Genomic DNA, 11997 nt, shown 5'->3' on the forward strand with positions numbered 1-11997 from the left:
TATAGAAAAACAGCCCGTAGCCATAGGATCGAGTGTATGTGGCGCTTCGTCTGCTGTGCGTGCGCATGCCCACATTCGGGGCCTGACAGTCCGCGAATAATAAAGACTCGCCATTCGCCTCCTGCGAAGTGGCGCACTCAATTACTTCGCCATCCTATGCGCCCGACGATTGACGTCTCTCCACTTGCCCATTCGTTGCCGCTGGTTCGGCCAGCTTTGATCGATACGCCCGCTGCACCGTCGACACCCGTGACATCCGTGACACCTGCAACGCTCGCGCCCGCGATGCCGAGCGTGCTGTTCGTCGATCAGAGCGGCCAGCTCGGCGGTGCTGAATTCGCGCTGTTGCAACTGGCGGGAAGCTGCACCTCGCGCAGCCAGGTCGTGCTGCTCTCCGACGGCCCGTTTCGCGCGCGGCTCGAAGCGCTCGGCGCGCGTGTGGATGTGCTGAACGATGCGCGCGTATCGGGCGTCGTGCGGCAAGGCTCCTGTTTGAACTGCCTGCGTGCCGTGCCAGGCATCCTGCGCCAGGTACGCGCAATCGCCTCGCGGGCGCGCGACTTCGACGTGCTGTTTCTCAACACACAAAAGGCGCTGGTGCTCGGCGCGCTCGGCAAACCGCTGCATCGCAAACCGGTGATCTGGTATCAGCACGACATCCTGACGCGCGAGCACTTCGGGCGTGTGCAATTGGGCGTCGTCAAGTGGCTGGTGCGTTTCGCGGTCGATCAGGTCGTGGCGAATTCGAAGGCGTCGGCGCAGTCGCTGGCGGCGCTGACGGGCGTCGCGGTCGATACGGTGCCCGTCATCTACAACGGCATCGACGCGGGCGCATTCAGCCGCGTCGCCGGCACGAACATGGCCGCGCTGCGCCGGCGCCTGGGCTTGCCTGAGCATGCCTGGGTCGCGGGTTTATTCGGCCGCCTCGCGCCATGGAAAGGTCAGCACATTGCCCTCGACGCGCTGGCGCGGCTGCCCGGCGTGCATCTGGTGCTGGTCGGCGCGCCGCTATTCGGCGAGGACGCGTACGCGCAGCGTCTCCATCAGCAGGCCGAACAATTGGGCATAGCGGATCGCGTGCACTTCGCGGGCTTTCAGGACGACGTGCCCGCATGGATGAAAGCGATGGACGTCATTTTGCACACCTCGACCGAACCCGAGCCGTTCGGCCGGGTGATCGTCGAAGGAATGGCGGCGGCGCGGCCGGTGATCGCCGCGGCCGCCGGCGGCGTGACCGAGATCGTGCGGCATCGTCACAACGGCTGGCTGGTGAAACCTGGCGACGTGGCCGCGTTAGCCGATGCGATCGAAGCGTTGCGCGCCGAGCCGGCACTCGCGCAGCGCCTCGCGGCGCAGGCGCTCGCCGATGCGCAAAACGAGTTTTCGGTGGATCAGTATTTGCAACGGATGACGCAGGCCATCGGGCAAGCCGCGCGCTGAAACAAGCTCGCGCGCGCGGCTGCTAAAAGGTCTGACTTAGACCTTGGTTAGCCCTTGCTGTACTCGATGGTCATGACGCCGGTATCGGTGCCGAGCAGGCACAAATCCGCGCCGCGGCCGGCAAACAGACCCACCGTCACCACGCCCGGCCATGCATTGACGTGCATTTCCAGCGTGCGCGGGTCGCTGATCCGCAGACCTTTGACGTCGAGGATCTCGTTGCCGTTATCGGTGATGAACGGCACGCCTTCTTTCGTCACGCGTACCACCGGCACACCGCCGAGCGCCGTGACACGGCGGCCGATCGCGGTGCGCGCCATCGGCACGACTTCGATCGGCAGCGGGAAGTTGCCGAGCACGTCGACGCGTTTGCTTGCATCGGCGATGCAGACGAACACATCCGACACGGACGCGACGATTTTCTCGCGCGTCAGCGCCCCGCCGCCGCCCTTGATCATCGCGCCGCTGTGGTCGATCTCGTCGGCACCGTCCACGTACACCGGCAGCGAATCGATTTCGTTCAGGTCGAACACTTTGAAGCCGTGCGATTGCAGGCGCGCGGTGGTGGCGAGCGAGCTCGACACCGCACCGCGATAACGGGCCTTGCCGACAGCCAGCGCGTCGATGAAACAGTTCGCGGTGGAGCCGGTGCCGACACCGATCACCGCGCCTTCGGGCACGTTAGCGTTCACGTAGTCGGCGGCGGCCTGGCCGACCAGTTGCTTGAGTTCGTCTTGGGTCATAGGAAATGCTGGCGAGCAGTAAAAACGACAAGTTTACCGGAGTGGCATGCGAACGCCGGATGACAATGATTGAAGCTGGGGCGTCGAGCCTGCGGCATTGCGCCGAAGCCGGTTCGACGCCCCTTAAGCTTACTTCTTCACCGACCGCTGACGCACTGCTTCGAACAGACACACGCCGCTCGCCACCGACACGTTCAGGCTCTCGACCGTACCGGCCATCGGAATCTGCATGACGACGTCGCAGGTATCGCGCGTGAGGCGCCGCATGCCCTCGCCTTCGGCGCCCATCACCAGTGCGACCGGACCGTTGAGTTCCGTCTCATAGAGGCTCTTGCTCGCCTCGCCGGCCGTGCCGACCACCCAGACGCCCGCATCTTTCAATTCGCGCAACGCGCGCGCCAGATTCGTCACCGTGATGTACGGGACGGTATCGGCCGCGCCGCTCGCCACCTTGGCTGCCGTCGCGTTCAAACCCACTGCGCGATCGCGCGGCGCGATCACCGCGTGCGCGCCGGCTGCATCGGCGACGCGCAGGCAGGCGCCGAGATTATGCGGATCGGTCACGCCGTCCAGCACGAGGATCAACGGCGAACCGTTGATGCCGTCGAGCAGTTCGGCAAGGTTCTGCGCGAGCGGCATGTCACCCGCGCGCGCGACCACGCCTTGGTGCCGCTCGGTATGCGAGAGGCCCCACAGACGCGTTTCATCGGCTGCGATCAGGCGCACGCCGGCTTCCTTCGCCGCATGCAGGAATTCGGTCATGCGACGGTCTTTGCGCTTCGCGTCGTAATAAACCTCTTCGACCGTCGACGCGTCGTGCCGCATACGCGCGGTCACTGCGTGGAAACCGTATAGAACCTTGAGACGTGACATGACTGAAAAACCTTTGATTGAGCGCGCCTTCAACGCGCGCTGCTGTGATGAATACGAGCCTGGGTGCGACTTGAATACGATCTGAGTACGACCTGCGTACTAACTGGGTAAGACGAAATGCAGACCGCGCGCAACCGGTACGTGACGACGTACCCGATGCGCGCGGTTCAACCACCAGGCGACTTCAGCGCTTCTTGCGTGCCGGCTTCGACGCCGATTTGGCCGGCGCGCCATGTTTCTTCGCCGCGCCGCGCGCTGCGCGGGCTTCCTTGACGGCCGCGGTTTGTGCCGGCGCGGCCTTCTTGCGCCGCCCACCCGCGCCTGCCGCGCCGCCTGCCCCACCTTCGACCGGCGGCAACGAACGCACGCGCGCGCCGCCGTTTTCGCCGGAGGCCTTGTCGGCCGGCACCGGACGACTCGTCGGCGACTTGATCGGCGTATCGCGCACGAGGCGGAAGTCGATCTTGCGCGCATCGAGATCGACGCGGCTCACCTGCACCCGCACGCGATCCGACAGGCGATAACGAATGCCGGTGCGCTCGCCGCGCAGTTCGTTCTTGATCTCGTCGTACTGGAAGTAGTCCGAGCCCAGTTCGGTGACGTGCACAAGGCCTTCGATGAACAGCGCGTCGAGCTGCACGAAAATACCGAACGACGTCACGCCGCTCACCATGCCGCCATACTCTTCGCCGAGCTTGTCGCGCATGAAATAGCACTTGAGCCACGCTTCGACATCGCGCGAGGCTTCGTCCGCGCGCCGCTCGTTGGCCGAGCAATGCAGACCGAGCTCTTCCCAGATCGCCACGTTGTTCGAGCGCGTGCGGCCGCGCTTCTCGTCGTCGGCCTGCTGCATCGCGCGGGCACGCGGCGACAGCGCCGTATTCAAATCGACGCCGTGCGGTGCTTCCGGTTGATATTTGCGGCCTTGCAGGATCGCGTAAATCGCGCGGTGCGTCAGCAAGTCGGGATAGCGGCGAATCGGGCTCGTGAAGTGCGCATACGCCTCATACGCGAGACCGAAGTGGCCGATGTTGTCCGGGCTATAGACGGCTTGCTGCATCGAGCGCAGCAGCATGGTCTGCATCATCTGCGCGTCGGGCCGTTCGCGGATTTGCGCCATCAACGCGGCGTAATCGCTCGCGTGCGGCGTGTCGCCGCCGCCGAGCGAAAGGCCCATGCCGCGCAGGAAAGTGCGCAGATTCTCGAGCTTCTCGGCAGTCGGCCCGGCATGCACGCGGTACAGACCCGGATGCTTGTGGCGCTTGAGGAAGTCGGCGGCGCAGACGTTCGCGGCCAGCATGCATTCCTCGATCAGCTTGTGCGCGTCGTTGCGGGTGCGCGGCACGATCTGCTCGATCTTGCCCTGCGCATTGCAGACGATGTACGTTTCCGTGGTATCGAAGTCGATCGCACCGCGCTTCTGGCGCGCGGCGAACAGCGACTTGTACACGCCGTACAGATTCTGCAGTTGCGGCAGCAATGCGGCGCGGCGCGCGGCCTCAGGGCCTTTGGTGTTCTTCAACACCGCGGCCACTTCCGTGTAAGTCAGCCGCGCCACCGAGTGCATCACGCCCGGATAGAACTGATACGCCTTCACCTCGCCGCGCGCGGTGACGATCATGTCGCACACCAGCACGCAACGGTCGACCTGCGGATTGAGCGAGCACAGCCCGTTCGACAGCTTCTCCGGCAGCATCGGAATCACGCGGCGCGGGAAATACACCGAGGTGCTGCGTTCGATCGCGTCGGCGTCGAGCGCGCTCTTCGGGTGCACGTAATGCGACACGTCGGCGATCGCGACGATCAGGCGGAAGCCCTCACCGCGGCCGACCTGAACCGGCTCGCAATAGACGGCGTCGTCGAAGTCGCGCGCGTCTTCGCCGTCGATCGTGACGAGCGGCACGTCGCGCAGATCGATGCGATGACGCGCGTCGACCGGGCGGACTTCGTCGGGCAGCTTGGCGGCTTCGTCGAGCGCGGCCTGGCCGAATTCGTGCGGCACGCCGTACTTGCGCACCGCGATTTCGATTTCCATGCCCGGGTCGTCGATATCGCCCAGCACTTCCACCACGCGGCCGAGCGGCTGCGAATGACGGCTCGGGAAATCGGTGAGCTCGACCACCACCACCTGGCCGACCTTGGCCTTTTTGGTGTTCTGCGTGATCAGAATGTCGTGACCGATGCGCTTGTCTTCGGGCGCGACGATCAGCGCGCCATTCTCGTTGAGCAGCCGCCCGATCACGCGCTTGTTGGCGCGATCCGTGACTTCGACGATATGCCCTTCCGGACGACCGCGGCGGTCATAGCCGACAATGCGTGCGAGCACGCGATCGTTGTGCATGACCTTTTGCATCTCGCCGGTCGGCAGGAACAGATCGTCCTGGCCGTCATCGCGCACGAGAAAACCGTAGCCGTCGCGGTGGCCTTGTACACGGCCGGCGACAAAGTTCGACGGATGGGTCAGCTGATAGAGATTGCGCTGATCGAGCCGGATCTGGCCGTCGCGCTCCATGGCGCCGAGGCGCTTGAAAAATCCTTCGCGCTCCTGGCGCTTGATCGACAAGGCTTCGGCGATGTCGTTCGCGGCAAGCGGCGCTTCACTCGTGCGCAGGACGCCCAGGATTTCTTCGCGGCTTGGAATCGGATACGGAAATTTGCTCAAGGGCTTGTCGATGATTTTTTCTCGTTGCATGGACGTCGGTCGGCGATGTGGCTCGGCTTAAGAAGCGTTTGAGATGCGCTTAAGTTGCACTTGCGATTGCACTGGAAAAACTGCTCGGGTCCGGCTCGTTCAAGTCTGAGTCCGACGGGCGTGTGCACCGTGCCAACGAACTACTGCGAGGCATTCTAACACCCGTCTTGCGCGCCACGCGGCCCGTCAATAGTCGCTGTGAGGCGCGTGCGGCCTGGCCGCCGCGCTGTTTAAGCAAGTTTTGAGAAACGCTTGACAGGCCTGAATCTGTCGCTATAATGGCGTTCTTTGCTGTTCATCACCTGCCCAGGTGGCGAAATTGGTAGACGCACTAGGTTCAGGTCCTAGCGGTGGCAACACTGTGGAGGTTCGAGTCCTCTCTTGGGCACCAGATTTAAAAGTAAAGCCGCCTACGGGCGGCTTTACTTTTTGTGTGAAAGCTTGTGATGGGGTTCGCTTAATAACGATCGAATCGGATCACGGGTTTGCAGCACGATCGTTGGTGGTTGGCGAGTTTGTTTCGCTTTACGACGGCTGAGCGGTTTGATGAAACGATGTTTGCAAGTGGGGATTGACACGCTGCATCATCCCGTTAAAATAGCGGTCTAGCTTGAAGACGTGCCCAGGTGGCGGAATTGGTAGACGCACTAGGTTCAGGTCCTAGCGGTGGCAACACCGTGGAGGTTCGAGTCCTCTCCTGGGCACCACCCCTCTTCAAGTGAAACGAAACACCCCGTTAAGCGTTTGCGCTTCACGGGGTTTTTTGTTTTTTGCCGTCCAATCTCGCCTACGGCAAGAGCAATTGGGGCCCAAACAGCACGTGGACATCGCAAGCAACTGCGAGACTAGGCACCGCTGTTCCTGGCGACGGAAAAACGTCCGATACGCTCAACCTCACCCAGCCTATTGATGACACAGGTTTTGGTGCAAATAGACTCATTGGACCGGTTAAAGTAGCGATCCAATGAGTCTATTTGCACCAAAACCACCGCAAGCAGCGTCGCCAGGAGCATTCGCTTCGTCTGTCGCATTTCTAATCTACCTGTCTTGATCCATCGCTCAGGGCGCAGCCCCGTCGACGATTCGCCGGCCCTGCATCGCAGCGATGGGATTTAGCTGCTTTCGCTCGCACATGACTAGAATCTCGTGCCAGCATGACATCCGCCAAAGGCTGCGCCATTGGTAGCCGCGCCTCCGCACCCGAACAAGCCGCATCCGCTGAACAGAACCGATGTGGCGAGCAGCAACGCTGCTGCCGCAAATTTTCGCAATCGCATCATCGTGTCAGTGAAGTGTTGCAGCGCGCGGAAACACAAGTGCAAGGATCAGGCGAAGAAACGCCCAGGCGAACAGTAGCGCGCCGAGCAGGCTCACGATGGCCAGTACCGGTGTCCAGCGAAACGCAGCGCGATCCGACACACCGACATTGCACTCGTGCTTTCGTTGCGCAACGAGGCCCTTCAGATCGCCAATACCTGCACTGCATTCTGGTTCCTGCATTCCTGCCTCATCAATTGGTCGTGTTTGCGCGTTCGTCGCTGCCCTTGTGTCGGCTCCGACCGGCGCACGCTGCGTCGGTTCGGACTGACTGGCTGCGCTCAGGTTGCGGCGCGATCCTTGCCAATCAGCAATGCTGATCGTGTCAATCCGGATTCGACGCCGCCTGCCCGGGCAGCGCATGGTTCACCTGGTCGATCACCGATTTCGCGGCACCGACCGCAAGCGCCCGGTCGATATCCGACGTTTGCCAGTCGCCGTTGACATCCTTTGCGAACACCAGGCCGGCGTGCAGCGTCGTGCCATGTCCATCGGGCCGACTGGCGCGGCGAACGATGCTCACGTTGCACGCGAAGGTCTGCTCGCCGGTTTTAGTACAGTCGCCGTCGCGTTTCACGGAGACGACGTCCGCTGACGCCGGCAAGGGGCTGCCTACCAGCGCGTTAATACCGCCCCGGTTTTCCGCGTCGAGTGCCCGTCTCACCGCGCCGTCGATCTCGCTCGCACCCGGGCCGGGATGAAACGCATCGCATGCCGCTACCAGCAGGCATATCCCTGCTATCGTCGCGGCGAGCCGCAGTCTGATTGTGTGCATCGATTTCACCTTCCTTCTATCCGACTGGTCGTGGACACGCGGGCGTTCACGGCTACCTGCCCGCCTGCCCTGCCATTACAGCAGGATCGGCACGGCGCCCTTGCTACGCCGGCGATTGCGAGCCATACGCCTGCTTTCCCAGGCGCACTCCGGGCACCAACTGCCGCGCCAGACACTATTGACCGTCGCATGCCACGCATGCCCTTTTCCGCACTGCCATTCGATCTTGCCGTGGGGGCCTGGATAGACCGTCGACAGGCAACGCCCGCCGCGCGATTGCGCGAGATCCTGCATCTGTTCGATCGTGCGCGTGCGTGCCTTCACGGCGCACAGATGGCACCATTGTCCCTTGCTGACGCGAAACCATGGCGCAAACCACGTATGCCCTTCGGCACACTGCCATTGCAGTGGTGTTTCCTTGTCGATGTACGCCGACAGGCAGCGTCCGCCGCGTTCGGCCGCCGCGCGCTCGATATCATCCTGTCGAGGCTTGATTCGCTCGAAATGACACGCTTGGCACCAGTCGCCACGAAGCACCTGTTCAAGGCATGCGGACCACGTGTGACCGGCCTCACAGCGCCAGCGCATCTTTTCGCGACTGTTGAGGTAGGAACGCGACAGACACCGGCCGCCGCGCTCGGCCGCGATCGCCCGCGCGTCATCCAGCGAATAGATGGTTGCGCGATCGTAAGCGCACGCGTGGCACCAGTGCCCGAGCCTCAGTCCATGCATGAGCATCGGGAAACGGTGCGCTACGGCACATTCAAATACGAGGGGCACCTTGTGGCCTTCGTATGCCTTCGACAGGCACTGTCCACCCCATGCATGAGCGAGAGCACGGATTGCGTCAAGCATCTGCGCGCGAAACTCCGGTGCGGCCCCCCCGGTACACGGGTAGCGACTCGAGCGCCTGCTGCACCCGTCTGCGCGTTGTTGCAGGAACCTTCGGAGCCTGGGCTGCACTACCCGTCGCTTCGCCCTCGCTGATGCTGGCAAGATGAATCTTGCTGTCCAGCGCATTGAGCTCGGCGAGCAGGTCCCGCAATGATTTTTTCATCTGTCACGCTGTGAACGAAAACCGGACAGCCCAGGCATCACCGGGCCGACTCCTGGGGCGATTCGCCCCTCGCAAGCAGCAGCTGATCAACCATTTCGAGCTTCAGTGGCTTGTCCGCATCGAGCTTCTTTTTCTCGACCACGTATTTCCACCCGTTGGCAGTGCCCGGATTCCGGTAAAACGCGACGATGGCCACATACTTCGTGTCGGCGTTCATCGGCTGCGACAGGCTTGCCGATGCGCCCGGATTGAGCACGACCGCCTTGCTGTCCTGGAGGTCTGCGCAAGCACGGTGCGATCGTTCTTCAGAAGATCGTCGTACGACGCCCCATCGAAGAGTTTGCGGTCCTTGAGCTGGTATACGCGCACCGCGACCGAGGTCGCGCGCCCGGCATCGTCGGGATTCAGTGCTTCGCGCGCGGACAGGTCGACATTGAGCACCTTGACCTGCTTGAAGAAAACGGCGTGGTATGCGCTCGACGTCGTGTCGGAAACGGCCTGCCACGCGCCGCAGGCCGACAGCAGCAAGGCAGATGCAACAGTAGTAATGGCCAGACGGATAAACATCAATGGTTCCTCGGTTATGCGCGTTGCGGGCTCAGGTACGGATTGGGCGGCGGTACGGGGAAGGCTTCGCGCACACCCAGTGGAATGGTGATCATGCGTTCCTCGTCGGCGGGCAGCACGGTCGTCCACCCGAGTCGCGGTGCGGGTCCCGCAGGGGCTATCCCGATCGTCGGGACCGGAGCCAGGCGCGAGGAAACCTCCATGCGAAGATGGACATCAGCCTTGACGCCTACATACAGCTGGACGAAGGCCATCAGTTCGCGATGCAGCCACGCTCCGGGCAGCAGGTCGTGCGCGTGCTGCGCATTGTCGGGACGCAGCGTGACCCGCACGGCCCGGCTGCGATAGGCAAGCCGCCGGCCTAGCACATAGCCGCCGCCCAGGCCCAGCTGTTTATTATTCCCTGACTCCCGCGCCGATGGATGCGAAGTGAGCGGCCGGGGTTGCCCGGCACCTGTGACTGCAGGGAAAAATTCGTCGACGCGCACATCGACGCCCGGCACGGCTAGCGCGATGACACCCGCCAGACCTTCGGGCGTACGGGTCTTCATGTTGAGCAGGCCCAGCAGCGCGAGCATTCGGGAGTCGGGCAGCCCCGCACGCTCAGGCTTCCTGCCCCAGCCAAATCCGATCAGGCACAGGAGGTTGCGCGAATGGGCATCGGTGCCCCCAGGACGGAAGCTTTCCGGGTAACGGTATTTTTTCCAGGCGCGGTACAGCACCGTGACGAAGCGGTGATTGAAGCGGTCGAGAAAGGCTTCGACCGCTTCGTGCCCTTCTTCACGCAGAACGATGTCGTCGATCATGTGCGGCGGCATCGCCGCATCGACACCGTACAGGCCCATGAACGTCGTACGCACGGTCGGTGGCGCATGCGGCCCGTAATCGTCCGATGCGTCGCCGAATTCGACCGTGGCGACTTCACCCGCCGGAAACCCGACGCGCGGCCACGACCCAAAACGCACAGGTTCGTGCTCGGGTGTGTCGCGCGTGCCAAATCCCGGACGGGCAGGCGCGCGCACCTCGAGCACACGGCACAGCTGCATGAAGCTCATCAGGGGGGCGCGTGCAAGCAGGGACGCGACGAGCGGCTCGATGTTGGGGAGATCGTCCCCCAAGGGGACTTCCTGCGGGGCGCGCGGGTTCATAGCGGAGCGCGTTGTGCCTTGCTGCGCGGCCAGACCGTACGGGCCTGCGACGGCAGGCTCACGATCGACAGCTTCGTGAACAGGTTGATTTCGGCGTATGCCGCGAAGAAGCGGTGCAGAAGCTCTCCGAACAGCATCAGGTCGCCCTCGCCGGCGAACGCCTGCGAATCGAGCGTCACCTCGATCAGCACACCCCGCTCGACCGAGCCGCCCGATACCTCCTCGAGCAGCTCCTGCGACACCCAGAGAATGCCGGCCAGGCGCCGCGCGTTCAGTTCGTCGTCGGTCCAGTCGTAGAGCGCTAGCGCGCCACGCAGCACTTCCGCGTCCATCATCGATAGGAAGTTCGGGGCAAGATGTGACAGCACGCGCCACTGGAACCGGTCGCCCGTGGGCGGATAGAGCGGCAACGTGGGAGCGACGAGGTTGCGCACCCCAGTCACGTTCGGCGTGCTCGCAGCAAGTTCGCTGAAGTTCGCCTCGCGTAGCCCCTTGCGCGGCAACATCCCATTGGTGCCGGTGACGCGCAGCGAAAGGCTTTCTTCCGGCAGCGTTTCCATGGTTTCCCAGGCGTGGCCGCCCAGGATCACCCAAGTTTCGTGCAGCCCCGCCATGCCAGGGCGTACGCGCGCATGGAAATACCGCTCCGGTGCCTCGTGACGCAGCATGCCACCGCGATGCCGGAACGTGGCGAACGGCACGTACTCGTAGCGCTCGGCCGTGTCGTGATCGAATGTCCCGATCGCATCGACCGAATACGTTTCGACGTGCTCGCCCTGATGTCCCGCCGGCACGACGCGATACTCCGTTTCGTGGTGATTGATCTCGATGGGTTCCGCGTCGAGCTCGAACAGGTTGATCACCGGTGAGCAGAACAGCCTCACATTTTCCCTGCTGAAATGCTGGTCCGACGGGTAAGCGGTCTTCAGGACAAGTTCAAGTTCGAAACGGGTCGTTCCCGCAGGAAGCTTCGCGACGTCGAGTCCGCACAGGTCAATGAAGAGAAATTTTTCGCGAAACGAAAAGTACTCGAGCAGAAGCTGATACCTCTACAAGGCCGTGACGAGCGGCCAGACGCTCAAGTCAGCGGAAGTGAAGTGGTACAAGATCGACGACGCGGGCAAGGAGAAGGAGTACTTCAACACGAAGCTGGACAACGTGAAGATCGTCGCCGTACGCCCGAAGATGCTCGATATCAAGGATCCCGCATACGAGAAGCACAACCACCTCGAGGAAGTGGAACTGCGCTACGAAACGATCACCTGGTCGTACAAGGATGGCAACATCATCCACAAGGACACCTGGAACGAGCGTTCCTGATTCACCGGTGGTCCGGAGGCCGGTCCACCATCCCCGGTGGTCTTCGGAATTACCGGCCTTCCTTT

At 62.8% G+C, this 11997-nt stretch carries 9 protein-coding genes, 2 tRNA genes and 3 pseudogenes; 4 read left to right on the plus strand and 10 right to left on the minus strand.

Features of this window, described 5'->3' with window-relative positions:
* The first annotated feature begins 156 nt into the window (after nt 1–156).
* On the plus strand, nt 157–1440 hold the full coding sequence (locus WN982_RS12995) for a glycosyltransferase (protein WP_341312398.1): 1284 nt from the start codon (nt 157–159) through the stop codon (nt 1438–1440).
* 47 nt (nt 1441–1487) lie between these two features.
* On the opposite strand, the gene rpiA is transcribed toward WN982_RS12995, so the two are convergent.
* From rpiA to rnr, 3 genes are all read right to left on the minus strand, one after another.
* Nucleotides 1488–2183, minus strand: a complete 696-nt coding sequence (gene rpiA, locus WN982_RS13000) for a ribose-5-phosphate isomerase RpiA (protein WP_341312399.1) — start codon at nt 2181–2183, stop codon at nt 1488–1490.
* A 129-nt stretch (nt 2184–2312) separates the two neighbouring features.
* A complete protein-coding gene (rlmB, locus tag WN982_RS13005; protein ID WP_341312400.1) occupies nt 2313–3056 on the minus strand; it encodes a 23S rRNA (guanosine(2251)-2'-O)-methyltransferase RlmB in 744 nt (247 codons plus the stop codon).
* A gap of 184 nt (nt 3057–3240) precedes the next feature.
* Nucleotides 3241–5748: a ribonuclease R gene (rnr, locus tag WN982_RS13010; protein ID WP_341312401.1), complete on the minus strand. Its 2508-nt coding sequence runs from the start codon at nt 5746–5748 to the stop codon at nt 3241–3243.
* Between the two features lie 304 nt (nt 5749–6052).
* Here rnr and WN982_RS13015 point away from each other — a divergent pair.
* A tRNA-Leu gene (locus WN982_RS13015) sits at nt 6053–6139 on the plus strand.
* 229 nt (nt 6140–6368) lie between these two features.
* Nucleotides 6369–6455: transfer RNA gene (locus WN982_RS13020), tRNA-Leu, on the plus strand.
* Between the two features lie 577 nt (nt 6456–7032).
* Here the strand turns inward: WN982_RS13020 and WN982_RS13025 are convergent.
* From WN982_RS13025 to tssF, 7 genes and pseudogenes are all read right to left on the minus strand, one after another.
* A complete protein-coding gene (locus WN982_RS13025; protein ID WP_341312402.1) occupies nt 7033–7248 on the minus strand; it encodes a hypothetical protein in 216 nt (71 codons plus the stop codon).
* Nucleotides 7249–7390: 142 nt separating this feature from the next.
* A complete protein-coding gene (locus WN982_RS13030) occupies nt 7391–7840 on the minus strand; it encodes a hypothetical protein (protein WP_341312403.1) in 450 nt (149 codons plus the stop codon).
* Nucleotides 7841–7915: 75 nt separating this feature from the next.
* On the minus strand, nt 7916–8695 hold the full coding sequence (locus WN982_RS13035) for a hypothetical protein (RefSeq protein WP_341312404.1): 780 nt from the start codon (nt 8693–8695) through the stop codon (nt 7916–7918).
* Nucleotides 8688–8897, minus strand: a complete 210-nt coding sequence (locus tag WN982_RS13040) for a hypothetical protein (RefSeq protein WP_341312405.1) — start codon at nt 8895–8897, stop codon at nt 8688–8690. Before WN982_RS13040 ends, WN982_RS13035 begins: the two co-directional genes overlap by 8 nt.
* 37 nt (nt 8898–8934) lie before the next feature.
* A pseudogene (tssJ, locus tag WN982_RS13045) lies at nt 8935–9464 on the minus strand (type VI secretion system lipoprotein TssJ).
* A gap of 14 nt (nt 9465–9478) precedes the next feature.
* Nucleotides 9479–10612: a type VI secretion system baseplate subunit TssG gene (gene tssG, locus WN982_RS13050; RefSeq protein WP_341312406.1), complete on the minus strand. Its 1134-nt coding sequence runs from the start codon at nt 10610–10612 to the stop codon at nt 9479–9481.
* Nucleotides 10609–11658, minus strand: a pseudogene (gene tssF / locus WN982_RS13055) (type VI secretion system baseplate subunit TssF); the annotation flags it as partial. The gene tssG and the pseudogene tssF, both read right to left, overlap by 4 nt.
* Here tssF and tssD point away from each other — a divergent pair.
* A pseudogene (gene tssD / locus WN982_RS13060) lies at nt 11657–11932 on the plus strand (type VI secretion system tube protein TssD); the annotation flags it as partial. The pseudogenes tssF and tssD sit on opposite strands and share 2 nt — an antisense overlap.
* Nucleotides 11933–11997: the final 65 nt, after the last annotated feature.

This window comes from Paraburkholderia sp. IMGN_8 (assembly GCF_038050405.1).
Taxonomy (GTDB): domain Bacteria; phylum Pseudomonadota; class Gammaproteobacteria; order Burkholderiales; family Burkholderiaceae; genus Paraburkholderia.

Bases quoted from the DNA above. Each gene is read 5' to 3' on its own strand.
- WN982_RS12995 (WP_341312398.1), top strand. From the start codon at position 157: ATGCGCCCGACGATTGACGTCTCTCCACTTGCCCATTCGTTGCCGCTG.
- rpiA (WP_341312399.1), bottom strand. From the start codon at position 2,183: ATGACCCAAGACGAACTCAAGCAACTGGTCGGCCAGGCCGCCGCCGAC.
- rlmB (WP_341312400.1), bottom strand. From the start codon at position 3,056: ATGTCACGTCTCAAGGTTCTATACGGTTTCCACGCAGTGACCGCGCGT.
- rnr (WP_341312401.1), bottom strand. From the start codon at position 5,748: ATGCAACGAGAAAAAATCATCGACAAGCCCTTGAGCAAATTTCCGTAT.
- WN982_RS13025 (WP_341312402.1), bottom strand. From the start codon at position 7,248: ATGCAGGAACCAGAATGCAGTGCAGGTATTGGCGATCTGAAGGGCCTC.
- WN982_RS13030 (WP_341312403.1), bottom strand. From the start codon at position 7,840: ATGCACACAATCAGACTGCGGCTCGCCGCGACGATAGCAGGGATATGC.
- WN982_RS13035 (WP_341312404.1), bottom strand. From the start codon at position 8,695: ATGCTTGACGCAATCCGTGCTCTCGCTCATGCATGGGGTGGACAGTGC.
- WN982_RS13040 (WP_341312405.1), bottom strand. From the start codon at position 8,897: ATGAAAAAATCATTGCGGGACCTGCTCGCCGAGCTCAATGCGCTGGAC.
- tssG (WP_341312406.1), bottom strand. From the start codon at position 10,612: ATGAACCCGCGCGCCCCGCAGGAAGTCCCCTTGGGGGACGATCTCCCC.